Source organism: Pedobacter sp. KBW01 (assembly GCF_003852395.1).
Lineage (GTDB): Bacteria > Bacteroidota > Bacteroidia > Sphingobacteriales > Sphingobacteriaceae > Pedobacter.
The window spans coordinates 204349-220885 of sequence record NZ_QAJQ01000004.1; the positions used below are offsets into that span (position 1 = coordinate 204349).

Consider the following 16537-nt stretch of genomic DNA (forward strand, 5'->3'; position numbering starts at 1 on the left):
TTTAATAAGTTAATAGTTTAAGGTTAGTCCGGCACCATAGCCCATGTCACTATCATAGTGGGTAGATAGACCAAAATATTTTGTAACTATATATCTAAAACCTGCCATGTATTCCTTATCTGTGTTAACCATAAATTGAAAGCGTAATCTTTTGGAGATAGGAACATCTTCTCTCATCAACTGAAATCTAACATTACCTTTATGATCAACAGAAGCATCAGCTACAACTAACATCGGCAAAGTGTATTGCACCCCTAAATGAAACACCTGTCTAAAGTTTTTGGTATTTTTTTGTCCAAAAAGGTTGTCTCCGGGTGATAATGATTGTCCAAAAATATTTTTGTCCATTAGATCAATCGTTCTTTTACGAAAATCCCATCCCACATAAGGGAAGAGCCATTGATTTCGCCCGATGTACCTTCCAAAATGACTTTCGCTTTCATAGCCCATTTCTTTATCAAAGCCAATTCTCCATTCGGTTGTAAAGCGGTAGCGTGTGTTAGCCAACATAATCTCACCATCACTACCATTTGTTTCTATTCCAATTCTTGCCATTGGATGAAATTCCCTATCATCACTGAACAATTTGCGTTGCGCTAATTTAGGGTTAGGGATTTCGGGATTAGGTGGCGAGTTTTCATAACTGAATACCCTTCCCATTCCACTCATCATGTGGTAAAGGATATGGCAATGAAAAAACCAATCACCTCCAGGTTCTGTAGCCGCAAATTCGATGGTATCCCTCTCCATTGGCATAATGTCTATGATGTTTTTCATAGGTGCATTTTCACCTTGTCCATTCACTACTCTGAAATCATGACCATGTAAGTGCATAGGATGACGCATCATACTATTGTTGAATAAGATGATCCTCACATTTTCGCCTTTCTTAATCAGGATTTTATCACTTTCTGAAACCGTTTTGTTATCCAAAGTCCATACATAACGATTCATATTCCCTGTGAGATCAAACTTTAACTCTTTCCATGGGCCATTAGGTAAAGTTGTTTTCTTTGGATCACGGAGCATTCCATAATTTAAAGTAACGATGTCGGGGTTATCAGCGGCCATGTTCATTCCTGCCATGCTTTTATCGTTTGGCATTTGCATACCTGACATCGCTGCTTTTTTATTTTCTACCTTAGAATTCTCTTCACCTGTTACTTCCGGATACATCACAGTATTCATGTCCATGACCTGATTCTGCATTTTCATGCCTTCCATTTCTACCATGTTACCGTTCATATCCATCATGTCATTCATCATTTTCATTCCGGCAAAATATTTCAGTTTTGGTAGTTTCTGAGCCGGGACTTTTTCTCCTTTACCCAACCAGAGTGATGCCGATTTTGTACGGTCTTCAGGTGTCACCAGAAATTCGTAACTCTTATTTTCTGGAATGGTTACTACCACATCATACGTTTCGGACACAGCTATAATTAATCTGTCCACTTCTACAGGCTCTACATCATTTCCATCCGTAGCTACAACAGTTATTTTACCACCAGAATAAGTCAACCAGAAATAATCAGATGCCCCACCATTGGCAATTCGTAGCCTTACCTTATCACCTCCTTTAAACTGTGGCTGGACATTCTGATTCTTGCCGTTGATCAAAAATGTATCATAATAGACATCACTCACATCCATCGCATTCATACGCTTCCACTCATTAGTCACTTTGGTTTTGAAATGTCCTGTTCTGATCGCCTCCGCATAACTTTGGGTAGTTCCTTTTTTAATTGCAAACCAATCGTTTGCATTCTTCAGACTTCGGTGTACTTCCTCTGGTTTCATATCAGTCCATTCACTGATGACCACTGGAAGAGTTGGAATCTCCCATTCTTTTCTTTTGTTCATAATGAAAGCACCGTACATTCCAATTTGCTCCTGGAGTTCGAAATGACTATGATACCAGTGTGTACCATTCTGAACGATGGGGAATTTATAGATATAGGTTGAATGAGGTTTAATAGGCATTTGCGTAAGGAAAGGAACCCCATCCATTTTGTTTGGTAAAAATAGACCATGCCAGTGCAGGGATGTCTCCTCATTCAGATTATTATGCACATATATCAATGCCGTATCACCTTGCGTAAATGTTAGAGTTGGCATTGGTATCTGTCCATTTACAGCAATTGCCCGCTTTGTTTTCTTTCCATAAGTTACTGTTGTATCTGCAATGTAAAGATCATAGCGAACAGTACGAGGCGGCGCACTATTTGAAATGGTTTTAATTGGCCCTAAATTTAACTTTGCCCTTTTGATGTTTTCCATTGTGGCAGTATTATCTCCCATGTCCATCCCCCCCATGTCATCCATTCCGTCATTCTTTTTGGAATGATCTTTTACAGGCATTTCCATTTGGTCATGCTTAGGTTTAGTCGCCTTAGCTTTTTCCGGCACCAGTTTCATTCCACACTTAGGGCAATTGCCGGGCTTTGTCGCATGGATTTCAGGATGCATCGGACAGGTATAGGTTACCGTTTGCGTTGGTTCATTGTCTCCTTGTTTTTTCATCGGCATATTCATATCACCCATATCTGATGCCTTTACAGGTTGGGACTTTTGATCTGGGACAGAAACCTTCTGTTTAGGAGCTGTTGTTTTTTTAACAACTAGCTTCATACCGCATTTTGGGCAATTTCCAGGTTTACTAGATTGTATTTCCGGATGCATGGGACAAGTATAAATAGTCTCTGCCTGCTTATTACTTTCTTTTTTTGGCATTTTCATTCCTTTCATCTCCTGGGCAGAAACCGTAGAGTATAGAATCAATAAAAAGGCCGTTAATATGTTTTTCATTTCTTTGGTGATTAAGGGTTAGTTAAAGATTCTTTTTGTTTAAACTATCCTTTGAATTTTGAACCCAGCTGATAATTAACGATTTCTCCGCTTCGCTCAAAATGGCATTTCTATGGATCAAGGTATATGACGACAAGGGCATAGTGCCATCTTTTAAACTGTTCTCTATGGAGCGTAATTTACTCTGCTGTCTTCTTGGAGTATAGGTGCCAAATTCATTAAAATTTAATTCTTCTTTACCAGATTGTATATGGTAATCCATAAACCAGTGGAAGGGCTGCACATAAGTATACCATGGATAGTCGGTATTATTACTATGGCAATCATAGCAGGCTTTCTTCAAGATTCCCTGTACATCAGGTGGCATGGTAACCATTTTGGAAATGTCATTTGGCATAGCCTGCCCACTTTTATTGCGGGCAGGGTGTACAAACTGGATAATTATAAGGATTACCAATAACCCAAGAGGTAATTTCTTTATGCCGTTCATGGCTATTATTTTAATTCTTCTTTAACAGTACCGCAAGTTGGCATAGCCTTTCCAAGATAAGGGTTTTTAATATCCTTCACTTCGCTCAACCAGATTGCCCCCTTATTGTTATTGTACATCGGACAGTGGTCAACATATAAAGGTTGATTGGTTCCAAGTAGTTTAACAAGGTCGTACATATCCTTACTCAACATATCAAAATGTTCTCGCTGATGCGCTATGTTTCCTGTATTGGCACCAATATGTTCAGCATGCTCTTTAGCATCATCTTGTATATCAGTATAGGCTTTACTTTGTTCTGGTGTTAAAGATTTCTTATCAAAAGAAGCGAAGCCAGCAACCATTTCATTTCCTGCTGCTGCTGCGTCTTTATCATTATCATTTGTAAAGGCATTTTTTAATTTTAGATATGAACTTAACAATGCGGCAGTAGAAGTGCCTTTTTCTGAAGATTCTGTTACAGCGGACTTAGTTGATGTAGCCTCTGAAGTAGCAGCAGTTTCAGTTTTATTACTACCATTAGAACAAGCAGCTAGAAATAGTAAAGAAAAAGCCATGCTATAAATTAATGTTTTCATCTTATTTTAATTAAAATATTTTTAAATGGTTGATTACCTACTTAAGGACAAAAGCGTATTTCCGTTATCCTTTAGTAGAATTATTTGATAAAATCTGAGAGTCAATTGTACAGTCACGACCCCAGTAAAGGTGAGGCTGTACAATCAACAAACAGAATTACTTTAAAGTTTCCTTTACTTCCCCGCAGGTTAACATTTGTTTACCGAAATAAGGATTTTTAATCGCTGCGTTATCAGAAAGCCAATAACTCTTTTTCATTGGGCAATAGTCATAATAGACTGGGTCTTTAGTAAGCTTTACAGCTTTGGCCAGCTTGAAAAGATTAGTAGAAAAATTAGCGAAATGCTCTCTTTGATGGGAAATCTCTTTTGTTTCCGAGATATGCTTGGCATCAAATGCAAGTTTATCCTGAAATCCCATGAAAGCAGTCATTTCTGCCTTTGGCATTGATTTCATATCTATACTTGCTAAAGCTTTAGAAAACTCACTTGCTTTTGATGCAGCCGCTGTTGCATCGGAGTTTACTAACGCATTTTTGATGTCGTAGTAAGAAGTTAATAATGATTGTGTCTGGCTGCTTTGAGCAAAACCAGGTTTGATCCATGCAGTTGCAATTAAAGCAACTACCAAAAATATCTTTTTCATGATGTAATAATTTAATGTTTATACTTATTCTTAGTCATAGCAATAGCTATGTGAATGTATTTGTAGACGCTAACAGCAGTAAGCTTGCTGTTTAGCAACTCACATTAAATCTTATATCTGAAAACTTTGAATGACAATGCGAATGTCCTCGTTAGGCGGCCTTTCTCTATGGTCTACATAGACGCTTTGATCAAGTTCAACATCCGTTACGGGAACTAATAAGGCATAAGAATAATCAGGAAGCCAAATTATAGGTAAAACTACTTGCACCTTGCCATTTTCAGGAACTAATTTGCTTTGAGTAACCAAATCATTTACTAAAGTTTTACAACAAGGATCTTCCTTTGAGAAATTCTGACCAGATATTGGGCTAGTTTTGTGTTCATGCCCATCTGAATGATGGTGATTATTCGCCATATGAACATGATGAGGAGATTCAGAATGAAAATGATCTTCATGATGATCCTCCTCCATTCCTAAAGCACAGCCAAAACCTACAACAGTATTGAGCAAAAATATAACTAACAGAAAGATAGCTTTACTTTTCATGACTAGGCAAATCTAGTATAAAGATGCAAAAATAAATTTACATAATTCCGAGCTTTTTTTACATCTATTGGTTTCACATTAAAGTTCGTCTAAGCAAAAAAATCGTGATATACGGTTTATAATAATCTATTTTGAGGTAAAAAATAACTTCTATCAAGCTTGAAACTAGTGAATAAAAAATATTCACTAGTTAAATGATCTTATAGCAACTCGTACTCTCCCTTTAATCTCAAGGTAACTAAGATATCTTTACCTTCTTCATTTCTGAAATACCATCCATGTTTCCCTTCAAATGGGGATAGAAAAGTACCTACCATGTTATTTGAATAAGCAATGGTATAGCTATCAAAATAAGTATTCTTACTTGGTTTAAGCTCCTTTGGTTCACCATGAAAATCAAAATAAAGGTCTCCTTTACTAGTTAACCACTCGTATTTCAATTGCCCATATTTCAACATCCGTATCTTATATTCAATACCCTTTCCGGCAGGAATGGTTACCCTAACAGTATCTTCCCTATGTGTATATTGTTGTACCGGAGCAGGTAGGTCGGCCTCCGCTGGCCTTTTTACATCTGGCCCTGAACCGGCCTTTTCCAATTTGATAACAGGGTTGTTTTTTTTTACCGTCATTTGAGACTCTTCACCCATACCATTATCTGGAACATATAGTTTTCCAAAACCAAAAGCCTTCCCTGTTCCTAATGGGTCAAGACCGTATTCAGCAGGTAAGATTGCTGTAACCGATAAGATAGCGGCGACTACTAATGCTATCAATACCGCCTTTATAATTTTACTTTTTTCTATGATTTGATGACTCATTTCTGCCATTGTATGTTTTATTTAAGATGTAAAATAACCTGTTAACTGAAACCCTAATAATAGGAACCCTGCTGCCATGAGCATGGTATTTGTAAAAGTGGAAAATTTCATAAAGCTTGGGTATTTACGCCACACGGTAATCAACGTAAGAACCAGAGCGAGGGCAATAAACTGACCTATTTCCACACCAATATTGAAACCTAGTAAATTGGTAAATAAACCCTCCTTACCGAAATTAAAGTCCTGCAACTTACTCGCCAGACCAAAACCGTGAAATAAACCAAAGATCAGAACTGCTGCTTTAGTGTTTGGCTGTTTACCAAAGAAACGTTGAAAACCTCCAAGATTGTCAAATCCCTTGTAAACAATAGAAAGTGCGATAATTGCATCTATAAGATAAGCATTGATAGCAATATTACACATCACTCCAAGTAACAAAGTGATACTGTGACCTATGGTAAAGAAGCTGACATAAAGCAGGACTTCTTTTGGTTTATATAGAAAGAAAATAACCCCAACCAGGAAAAGCAGGTGATCATATCCGGTAAGCATGTGTTTGGCTCCGATGTAAAGAAAAGGGCCAAAGGCTACGCCGTTATTACCTGTTAAAAAGGTTTGGGTATCACCGTCTACACCATGCGCAAAAAGCTGGTTGCTGACACCACATAAAATGAATAGTACAGCAAGCGTAATTATTTTTTTAAAATTCATATTTTCCATTTAAAAACAGGTCTACCCTAATCTGAGATCAGGATAGACCAATTTTGTGATTAATTAGTGTTTGTGACCATGAGCGGCCTCTGCGCTATCCATTGCTACCGTATCTTTAGCTACAGTTGCACTATCAGTCTTAATAGCTGTAGTATCTACTGCTGGTGCCGTTTCTGTAGCTGAAGAATCTGTAGTTGCTTCTTTCTTAGTTTCATTTGAACAAGCCGCAAATAACATCGAAGACATGGCTGCAATAATTAGTGTTTTTTTCATTTGATTTTTTTAATGATTAATGGATTATAGAATTTATTGTTTATTTGTTTTTGATATAAGAAGAAGCGCAATCGCCAATATCCCCAATGAAATGATGCCCCCATAAAGGAAGTCATTTCCTGGGAAATAGCTTCCGGTGAATCCAGCAATGGGGTAGGCAATCGCCCACCATAAGTGGGAAAAGGCAAAATGAGAGCCGAATACTTTCCCTTGTTCCACTGAGGCTATATTTTCTCCTATCAACGTTTCGGAAGGCATCTCTGCTAAACTTTGACCTAATCCGGCAAACAGCCAAAGGACTAACAAAACAGTATAGCTGACATAATTTGCTCCTGCTATAGCTAGTCCAAGTAGCAATACACCGACGATCAGCGATACACGTCTGCTTTTAGACTTATCCAGATTGCCCGCAACAAAAGCCGCTACCGCTGCGCCGATACCAAAGGCAGCCATAGCCCAACCGTATTGTTTATCACCGAGTAAAAGCCCGCTTTTGATATGGCCAACTGTGTTTACTAAGATTTGTGCCCCTGCAATTGCAGAAATAAATTCAATGGCCAGGGCAAATCGGATCAACTTATTTCCAAAGAGTAGTTTTGCTCCTTTGACTACATCTGCCCATGCAGATAAAGGCTTCTCTGATATTGGATGAGCAGGTCTACTGATCAGTTGAGCTGGAAGCATCAGGATCAATATACCTGCAAGAATAAACGATGCGGCATCAACAAAGAATATATCCCTTGGTCCAAACCATACGGCTATAATTCCGGCTAATCCTGGCCCAAGTACTCCTAACAATTGAAATGTTGCGGTAGATAGACCAATCGCCTGCCTGTAATTCCGTTGGTCAACAACCTGTGGAATTATGGATTTATAAGTTGGCGTAAAAAAAGCATTGAACACATTTAAAAGAAAAACCAGCACATAAATCTGCCATTCGGCATTTACAAAAGGCAAACAACAGATAATTGCCATTCTGATAAAATGTGTGATATACAATATATTTTTTCGGTCAACCCGATCCGCTAGTACTCCGGCAAAGGGGGAAAAAATGATGAAGGCAACCACTCTAAGAGTTAATGCAGAGGCTAGAATTACCGCTGAATTTTCCTTACCAAACTGATAGGATAACAATGCAAGCCCTACCCAGGTAAATGCATCACCTAACAAACTGATAGTTTGTGCGAAATACAAGATAGCAAATGCTTTATGTCTTAGTGCCTGAAAAGGCTCCTTTAACACCGTTATGAGTTTTGCCTGTGCCATTTATTCCTCTACATTTTTCATTGCTGAAAGAAGGGTGTAAGCTCCTTTAAGTACAACAGCAGAATTATGGTCAAAATCCTCTGGCAGGATAACCTCTGTATATCCTTCCTGTTCAATACCTTTTTTCACCGGGATCATTTTGAATGTAGATCCTTTTGCATCTGAAGAGGTAATCTGAATAAATATGTAATCCAGACCATCGGATTGCACAATAGCTTCGTGAGGTAAGGCTGGTACAGACTGATTTGTAGTTTCAATCATTGCTTTGGCATACATACCCGGGAACAAAGCTGCGTTTTCGGTATTAAGCAAACGGCAATGAACAGGTACAGTCCCCTCATTACCAGTCGATTTTCCAATCAGAAAAACTCTCGCATTGCGATTGTATCCGGTTTCATTCGCCAATGCGAATTTAATTGATTGACCTACTTTAATTTTAGAAGCATCTCTTTCGTAAACATTCAATGCGAGGTGCATTTGACTTTTATTGGCCAATTCAAATATTACGTCCGTTGGATTGACATATTTTCCGGTAGTTGCGTTGTTGAGCGTTACATATCCGTTAATAGGTGAATACAAATTACTGGTTTTAGAAATCTTTCCAGATTGAAGGCTTTTCGCATTAATCCCTATCAGCGACAGTTTCTGCTCCAACCCATTCATTCGCGCCTGGATCATTTTATATTCAGAATTTACCTGCTGAAAAGTTTTTGCCGAGTTTACATCTTCTTGCCTAAGTTGTTCCTGCCTCTTGTATTCCAGGGCTAAAAACTCAAAACGGCTTTTGCTTTCCAAATATTCCTGCTGAATATCAATAAATTCAGGATTTTCAATGATGGCAATCACTTGTCCTTTGCTGATTTGTTGACCTAATAATAAACCAGCGCTTTTGATATACCCTCCTAAAGGAGCAGATATGGAAACCATATTCTCTGGGGGTACATCAATAGCACCATTTGCTTTAATGACATCACTCAATGAACGCATTTCTAATTTACCTGTTTGTAGTGCGGCAACTTCGTACTGATCTTTAGACAAGGTTACTTCATCACTAGGTTTAGCGGTCGCCGCCTCCTCTTTCTTTTCTTCTGTGGAAGCCTGATTACAGGCTGTAATGGTTAAAAGTGACAGCGTGAAAGCTGCGATATAATTAAGTGTCTTCATTTTGCTATTTCCTATTTTTACTTTTTACCTGTGATATTTTCTATATCCAATAGATTCTGGTTATAAGCAAAAAGCTCATCCAGGTAATCAGATTTAATTTTAATGGCTAAGGCTAAACTTTGTAAGTATTGCAGGTAAGCAATTTCACCCCCTTTAAACCCTGCTTCTGCATTCTTAATGATCAGATCAGCTTGTTTTAACGCGCCTTGTTCATAATAGGCCAGTGTGCTGGCATGTTTCTGACTCTGTTGTAAGAGCTGACTAAAATTGCCCTGCAAAATACTTTGCTGATCCTGTAGATTTGCTGATGCAATCTGCTGACTTACTTTAGCCGCATTTACCTTAGCCCTGTTTCCCCCAGGCAACAATGGAATACCGACACCTACCTGAAAACCACTAAACCGATCCGAGCCCGTATAGTTCTGTGTCATCCCGTTAAAGTTTTGCAGCCCATTAAAAGACTGGTTGAAATATCCAACCGAAAAATCAGGCAATCCTTTTGCTTTTTGAACCTGTGTTTCCTGTTGCTTAACCCTCAATTCCTGTTTCAAATAATTCAGGTAAGGATTACCCGCTAGTATGGCGCTATCCTGATTAACCTTAACAGGCTTTCTCTGAAGTTTATTTTCAAGAACAATAATCTGCTGGTCGGTATTGAGCAATGTTTGCAGTTCTTTTTGAGCAATATGAATGTCTGCTTCAACTTGTCTACCCGCATTTTTAAGTTCCATTAATTGGGTTTCCGAGGTTACCTTTTCCAATCGGTTACTTTCTCCTGTACGGTAACGCAGGTCACTCGCCTTTAGCAAATTGGTATATAGGCTATCCTGATAATGTATCAGGGTCTTTTTTTCGTCCAGATATACCAGCTTATAGTAAACACTTTTAACCTTATTAATCAATATCAATGCCTGAACATCAAATTGCCCCTGTGCCTTGGTTACATTCTCTGATGCTAACTTGGACTGTCCTGAATAAACGGTTGGAAATTCTATTTTTTGGCTGACACTAATGTGGTTGTCCCTTGTATTACTATTGATCTGTCCCTGCTGATAGATCACATTGGTGCGTTCAAGCGTAAGGCTGCCTTTTTTTAGTTCCTTTTGATAATCAACTCCAAATGCCGCAGCCTTAACACCATTATTATTTTTCAAGGCTAGATCAATCGCTTGTTGAAGGCTCAACTTTTCTACCGGGCCATCTTGGGCAAAAGCACCAGAAGGCATGAACAAAATAGATGACAATGCCAGAATAATAAGTGTGTTCAAGGCAGTACCTGCTTTTGGTTTGTTAAATTTTTTCTCAAAAAAGATATATAACACCGGGAGTACCAACAGCGTAAGCAATGTAGCGGTAAGCAGACCACCGATCACCACTGTGGCCAAAGGACGCTGAATTTCTGCTCCTGATGAATTAGAGATAGCCATAGGAAGAAAGCCCAATGAAGCAACAGCCGCAGTCATGAGTACGGGGCGTAACCTTATTTTGGTTCCTATGAGTACACGTTCGTTAATATCGGTCATTCCTTCTTCTTTTAAGCGGTTAAACTCAGAGATCAAAACAATTCCATTTAATACTGCAACACCAAAGAGTGCAATAAAACCAACACCTGCTGAAATACTGAAAGGCATATCCCGGATCAATAAGGCAAAGACACCACCAATAGCAGAAAGCGGGATGGCGGTAAAAATAAGCAATGTCTGTTTGATAGAATTGAACGTAAAATAGAGTAAGCAAAGGATGAGCAACAACGCCACCGGAAGCGCAAACGCCAATCGTTTGTTGGCTGCCTGAAGGTTTTCAAATTGGCCGCCATAGGTAACATAGTAACCAGCAGGAAACTTTATTTTCTGATCAATCTTAGCTTGAATTTCTTCTACAATGCTGGCCACATCACGGTCACGGACATTAAAACCAATGGTGATCCTTCTCTTGGTATCGTCCCGTTGAATTTGATTTGGGCCATTTTTAAATTCCACTGAAGCGACTTCCTCCAAAGGAATTTGCTGACCTGTTGGTGTAGAAATATATAGTCCTCTAACATTACCAATATCCTGTCTATCTTGTTTGTCTAAGCGTACAACCATATCAAACCGTTTTTCCCCCTCGTAAACCAAACCTGCGGTTTCACCTGCAAATGCGGTTTTAATGGTTCGGTTGATCTCTTCGATATTTAATCCATATTGGGCAATTTTATCCCGGTTAAACTTCACCTGTATCTGAGGCAAACCCGTCACTTCTTCTACATAAGTATCATACACCCCCTGAATAGGCTTGATCAGTTTACCGATCTTTCCTGCCTCAGCGGTCAGTACATCCAGGTCTTCTCCGTAAACCTTCAGCACCACATCCTGTTTTGCACCAGTGATCAGCTCATTAAAACGCATCTGGATAGGCTGCTGAAAGCCAAAGGTAGCCCCTGGTATTACCGCAAGCGCCTTCTGCATCGTATCGGCCAGTTCCTCTCTGGTCTTGGCACTTGTCCACTCGCTTTTATCCTTCAGGATCACCATCATATCACCCGCTTCAATGGGCATAGGGTCGGTTGGGATCTCTCCTGATCCGATTTTATTCACCACCTGTTTGACTTCAGGAAAGCCAAGAATGATCTTTTGCGCCTTTCTGGATACCTCGATCATCTGGTCAATAGAACTTCCGGTCAGCACCCTTGTTTCCACTGCAAAATCTCCTTCATCCAATTGAGGGATAAATTCCCCGCCCAAACGATTAAAGGTTATTACGCTGATCACAAAAAGAACAATTGCCGTGATGACCACAACTGCCTTGTGCTGAATAGCCTTTTTAATTAGCGGACTGTATAATCTCTGGAAGTAATCCATCATTTTATCTGAAAAATTACGCTTGTGAGTAGTGTTCTTGCTTAAACCTAAAGCGGCCATCATAGGCACATAGGTAAGTGACAGAATAAATGCACCTAGAATTGCAAACATCACCGTTTCTGCCATAGGCCTGAACATCTTACCCTCAATACCCACCAATACCAATAAAGGCAGGTATACAATCAGGATTATGATTTCCCCAAATGCGGCACTTGTTCTGATCTTAGAGGAAGCCTGATAAACCTCTTCATCCATTTGCTGCTGATTGAGCCGGGCAATTCCTTTTGCGGCAAAGCTTCCTATGGCAATACGGTGAACGATACTTTCCACTATAATTACTGCCCCATCCACAATAAGTCCAAAATCTATCGCCCCCAGGCTCATCAAATTGCCCGAAACCCCAAACAGGTTCATCATACAGATGGCAAACAGCATAGATAATGGAATTACAGAAGCCACTACCAACCCCGCACGTAGGTTCCCCAAAAACAGGATTAAAATGAAGATCACAATCAATGCTCCTTCAATCAGGTTTTTGGATACCGTACCAATCGCATTATCAACCAACTTTTTACGATCTAAAAAAGGCTCAATAGTTACACCTTCAGGTAAGGTCTTTTTGATCTGCTCAATTCTTTCCTTCACGTTATTGATCACCTCAGAAGAGTTGGCACCTTTCAGCATCATCACAATACCTGTAACTGTTTCACCTTCTCCATTTCGTGTTGCAGCACCATAACGCACACTGTTTCCAAACTGAACAGTAGCCACATCCCGGATTAGTACGGGGATTCTGTTATTGATTTTGATCACGATCTTTCCAATATCGTCCAAACCACCCACTAAGCCTTCACTCCTGATAAAGTAGGCATTTGGTGACTTATTAATGTAAGCACCTCCAGTATTTTGATTATTGGTTTCCAGTGCTTTAAATATGTCGGCAATACTGACATTTACACTACGCAGGCGATCAGGATTTACAGCAATTTCATACTGTTTGACATAACCACCAAAGCCGCTGACCTCGGCAACTCCCGGAGTACCCAATAACTGGCGTTTAACGATCCAATCCTGAATGGTACGTAATTCAGTGGCATCGTATTTCTTTTCATAACCTTTTTTAGGGTGGATCACATACTGGTATATTTCACCCAGACCTGTGGTAAGAGGAGCCATTTCAGGCTTACCCACACCTTCAGGAATTTGTTTGGCGGCATCATTTAAACGTTCTCCAATCTGCTGACGTGCCCAATAGATGTCTACATCTTCTTTGAAAACTACAGTAACTATGGACAGGCCAAAACGGGAAAAGGAACGGATTTGACTAATGCCAGGAATGCTGGCCATTGTTTGCTCTACCGGAAAAGTAATTAACCTTTCGGCTTCCTGGGCGGCCAGACTTGGGGTGACAGTGATGACCATAACCTGATTGTCTGTAATATCAGGTACGGCATCAATAGGTAATCGGGTAATGGAATAAGCACCCCATGCAATCAATGCAAGGGTAAATAAACCAATAACAAGCTTATTCTTAATAGAAAACTCTATGATCTTATTGAGCATTTTGAAAGTTTATTGTAAAAAATCAGAAAAAGAGATTGCATAGGCAATCTTGTTCATTTACTTCAACAGCAAATAATTCCGGTAATTAACAATAAACAGGGGGGCCTCTTAGTGAAGCTGCATCTATATGAAATAGCGCAGGGGGATGCTCAGGTGGTGGTGTACAATACTGTTGAACAATTACAATGGGTTCCTGTGTAAAATTATACAACACCAAAACCAAATTCACAGGTACACTGACATCTAAGTGCTGGAAATCTAATTTCTGAACAAAGTCACCATCAAGTTTTACATTATCAAAAGGGGTCGCTGAGCGGTCTTCATGATGATCGTGGTGATCTCCGGCATACTCAATTGCTTCTTCATCATGATGGTGCGAAATGAGGTTATGAGCCAATAAAAGGCTGAACGCAAAGCCAATAAAAACACGGGCAATCCATAATCTCATGTTGCAAATATATACTTAACTGTTAGAAATCCTGTGCAATTGTATAAATTGCTATCGAAATAGAAATAATTTAACTCAGACATTGCAGGTGAGGCCTGAAAAAAATGCTATAAAAGCCGTCACTGGAAGCACTCCAAAACAAACACCACAAGCAAAAAAAGGTCATGGGCAATTTTCTTGATTCTTTTGACCTTCTAGTTCTTTATTATTATTTCGTTCAAAGCAGATCTCATCAGTACAACAATTATCCTCTAGGTTGCAGGGAACACCAGTTAAAAAGAGTACATAAAATGAAAAAAGGCAAACGAACCATTTCATGGTTTCAAATATATCAAAATTTTAATTCCATTGTATGTTTTTTTGCTTCAAACGAATTGCCCAACTGAGGTCTTTAATCATATATGCTTTAAGTTCTGCACCAATAGTTTTTCACAAGCAATTTCACTTAGAATTTCTGCTGTTCTTTCGTCGTAGCTAAGCTCCCTTGTTCCATCAAATGCTTCTATTAATTGAACAGTAAGTATGGTTCCTAGTTTTAAATTTTTACTGTTTAAAAACTTCAAAAAAACATCAGAAGAGTGAATAACACCAGATAATTGAATAGTTTCTCCAACTTTGCACTCACTTAATTTTCTTTGATCAGGAAAATCTATTTTTCCATTTTTATCAGGTATAGGCGCACCATGAGGATCAAATTTTGGGAAATCGAGGGCTTCATCCATTTTATCAAATAAGGCATTTGACTTTACATGCTCAACCTGTTCTGCTATCTCATGCACTTCATCCCAGCCAAACCCCATTTTTTCCACTAGATACATTTCAGTAAGACGGTGTTTTCGGATAATTGATGCAGCTTCTTTCTTTCCTGTCACCGTAAGGATTACTGGCTTATAGGTTATATACCGAACTAAATTTTTATCTGCTAGACTCTTCATCATGCTAGTCACAGTTGGCATCTTTATTCCTAAAAACTTACTCAATTCATTCACACCAGTCTCTCCGTTTTCATTAGCCAAAATGAAAAGCGCTTTTAGATAGTTTTCTTCTGTTTGGGAAATCATAGAACAAAGTTAAACATAAAACCTTTCCGAATCATCTAATAAAAAATCGAATAGTCGAATTAATTTTGTTAGTGATATCTAACTTTATATATTTGCATATTGAAATATTAAAATTAGACCAATGAAAAAATCTTTACTTGTTACATGTATTTTAGTTGGACTTGTCACAATTATACAATCCTGTTCTAAGCTGGAACCAGCTTCGCCTAAAGACGAGAACTTATTAGATGGGCCGGTTGAAGGGTTAAGTTATGAGGAAAGCCGAAGGTTTCTATCAGGAGATGTAGCATTTAATGACGAAATCTTTACTCCTGAAAAAGGCTTAGGGCCAGTTTTTGTAGCTACAAGTTGTGGAAGTTGCCATGCAGGGGATGGCAAGGGACATCCATTTACCACACTTACCCGTTTCGGACAAATTGACGAAACAGGTAACAAGTTTCTAAATCAGGGTGGCCCTCAATTACAGAATAGAGCTATACCTGGATATATGCCAGAACAAATACCCTTAGGAGCTACCTTTTCTAAATTCACACCTCCTGCTAATACTGGATTAGGTCTTTTAGAACTTGTTTCTGATGCAGACATTCTGGCAATGGCAGATCCAGACGACAATGACAACGATGGGATTTCCGGAGTTCCAAACTATGGTAACCTGCCGCAGTATATAATTCCCTTTGCTAATGCAATTCAAAAAGATGGAAAATATATCCATCGATTTGGTAAAAAGGCTGCTGCTTATAGTCTGTTACATCAAACTGTAAATGCATATAACCAAGATATAGGAATTACTTCAAGTTACGATCCGGTAGATGTTTATACTCATCTTACCATTGATCCAGAGATTTCGACCCAAACCGTAAATGATGTTGTGTTTTATTTGCAAACGCTTAAAGCCCCCATTCAACGTCAGCAAAATGACTCTGAAGTTAAAAATGGTCGGGTAATATTTGACAGGATAAATTGTTCAGGTTGTCATAAACCCACTTTAAAAACAGGCATATCCACTACAAAGGCACTGTCTAACAAAACTTTCCATCCTTATACTGATCTATTATTGCATGACATGGGAGCAGGACTTGATGATGCTTATACAGAAGGGACTGCAAAAACTTTTGAGTGGAGAACACCACCACTTTGGGGCTTAGGTCTTTCACCAAACTCTCAAGGCGGACAATATCACCTATTACATGACGGGAGAGCAAAAAGTATTGAAGAGGCTATAACCTTACATGGTGGCGAGGCTGCTAATGCAAGAAATGAATATATCCAGCTTTCAGCGGCTGATAAAAATGCACTCATCAAATTTTTAAAGTCACTGTAGC

14 protein-coding genes are annotated in these 16537 nt (G+C 39.0%); 1 reads left to right on the top strand and 13 read right to left on the bottom strand.

Annotation, left to right across the window (positions count from 1 at the left end; genetic code table 11):
* Window positions 1-9 precede the first annotated feature (9 nt).
* From DBR40_RS04585 to DBR40_RS04645, 13 genes are all read right to left on the bottom strand, one after another.
* Entirely contained in the window at window positions 10-2805 is a 2796-nt protein-coding gene (locus DBR40_RS04585) for a multicopper oxidase domain-containing protein (RefSeq protein ID WP_084359276.1), read from the bottom strand.
* Between the two features lie 22 nt (window positions 2806-2827).
* Entirely contained in the window at window positions 2828-3295 is a 468-nt protein-coding gene (locus DBR40_RS04590; RefSeq protein WP_068402194.1) for a heme-binding domain-containing protein, read from the bottom strand.
* Between the two features lie 5 nt (window positions 3296-3300).
* Complete coding sequence (locus tag DBR40_RS04595; RefSeq protein ID WP_068402196.1) at window positions 3301-3873, bottom strand: DUF3347 domain-containing protein; 573 nt, start codon at window positions 3871-3873, stop codon at window positions 3301-3303.
* Window positions 3874-4030: 157 nt separating this feature from the next.
* Window positions 4031-4519: a DUF3347 domain-containing protein gene (locus DBR40_RS04600; protein ID WP_068402198.1), complete on the bottom strand. Its 489-nt coding sequence runs from the start codon at window positions 4517-4519 to the stop codon at window positions 4031-4033.
* 111 nt (window positions 4520-4630) lie between these two features.
* Entirely contained in the window at window positions 4631-5068 is a 438-nt protein-coding gene (locus tag DBR40_RS04605) for a hypothetical protein (protein WP_068402200.1), read from the bottom strand.
* Window positions 5069-5268: 200 nt separating this feature from the next.
* Complete coding sequence (locus DBR40_RS04610; RefSeq protein ID WP_124558625.1) at window positions 5269-5898, bottom strand: hypothetical protein; 630 nt, start codon at window positions 5896-5898, stop codon at window positions 5269-5271.
* A 12-nt stretch (window positions 5899-5910) separates the two neighbouring features.
* Window positions 5911-6609: a HupE/UreJ family protein gene (locus tag DBR40_RS04615; RefSeq protein WP_255607461.1), complete on the bottom strand. Its 699-nt coding sequence runs from the start codon at window positions 6607-6609 to the stop codon at window positions 5911-5913.
* Between the two features lie 54 nt (window positions 6610-6663).
* Window positions 6664-6873, bottom strand: coding sequence for a hypothetical protein (locus tag DBR40_RS04620; protein WP_068402203.1), 210 nt, complete (start codon window positions 6871-6873; stop codon window positions 6664-6666).
* A 33-nt stretch (window positions 6874-6906) separates the two neighbouring features.
* Window positions 6907-8139, bottom strand: a complete 1233-nt coding sequence (locus DBR40_RS04625) for an MFS transporter (RefSeq protein ID WP_068402205.1) — start codon at window positions 8137-8139, stop codon at window positions 6907-6909.
* A complete protein-coding gene (locus DBR40_RS04630; protein WP_068402207.1) occupies window positions 8140-9303 on the bottom strand; it encodes an efflux RND transporter periplasmic adaptor subunit in 1164 nt (387 codons plus the stop codon).
* 17 nt (window positions 9304-9320) lie between these two features.
* Window positions 9321-13706: a CusA/CzcA family heavy metal efflux RND transporter gene (locus DBR40_RS04635; protein WP_068402209.1), complete on the bottom strand. Its 4386-nt coding sequence runs from the start codon at window positions 13704-13706 to the stop codon at window positions 9321-9323.
* Between the two features lie 85 nt (window positions 13707-13791).
* Window positions 13792-14154 (bottom strand): hypothetical protein, encoded by a 363-nt coding sequence (locus tag DBR40_RS04640; protein WP_068402211.1) that lies wholly within the window; start codon window positions 14152-14154, stop codon window positions 13792-13794.
* 395 nt (window positions 14155-14549) lie between these two features.
* The gene (locus DBR40_RS04645) at window positions 14550-15215 is read right to left on the bottom strand and encodes a metal-dependent transcriptional regulator (protein WP_068402213.1); all 666 of its coding nucleotides are present in this window, start codon (window positions 15213-15215) and stop codon (window positions 14550-14552) included.
* Between the two features lie 121 nt (window positions 15216-15336).
* Here DBR40_RS04645 and DBR40_RS04650 point away from each other — a divergent pair, with 121 nt between their 5' ends.
* Window positions 15337-16536, top strand: coding sequence for a di-heme oxidoredictase family protein (locus DBR40_RS04650; protein ID WP_068402215.1), 1200 nt, complete (start codon window positions 15337-15339; stop codon window positions 16534-16536).
* Window position 16537 lies beyond the last annotated feature (1 nt).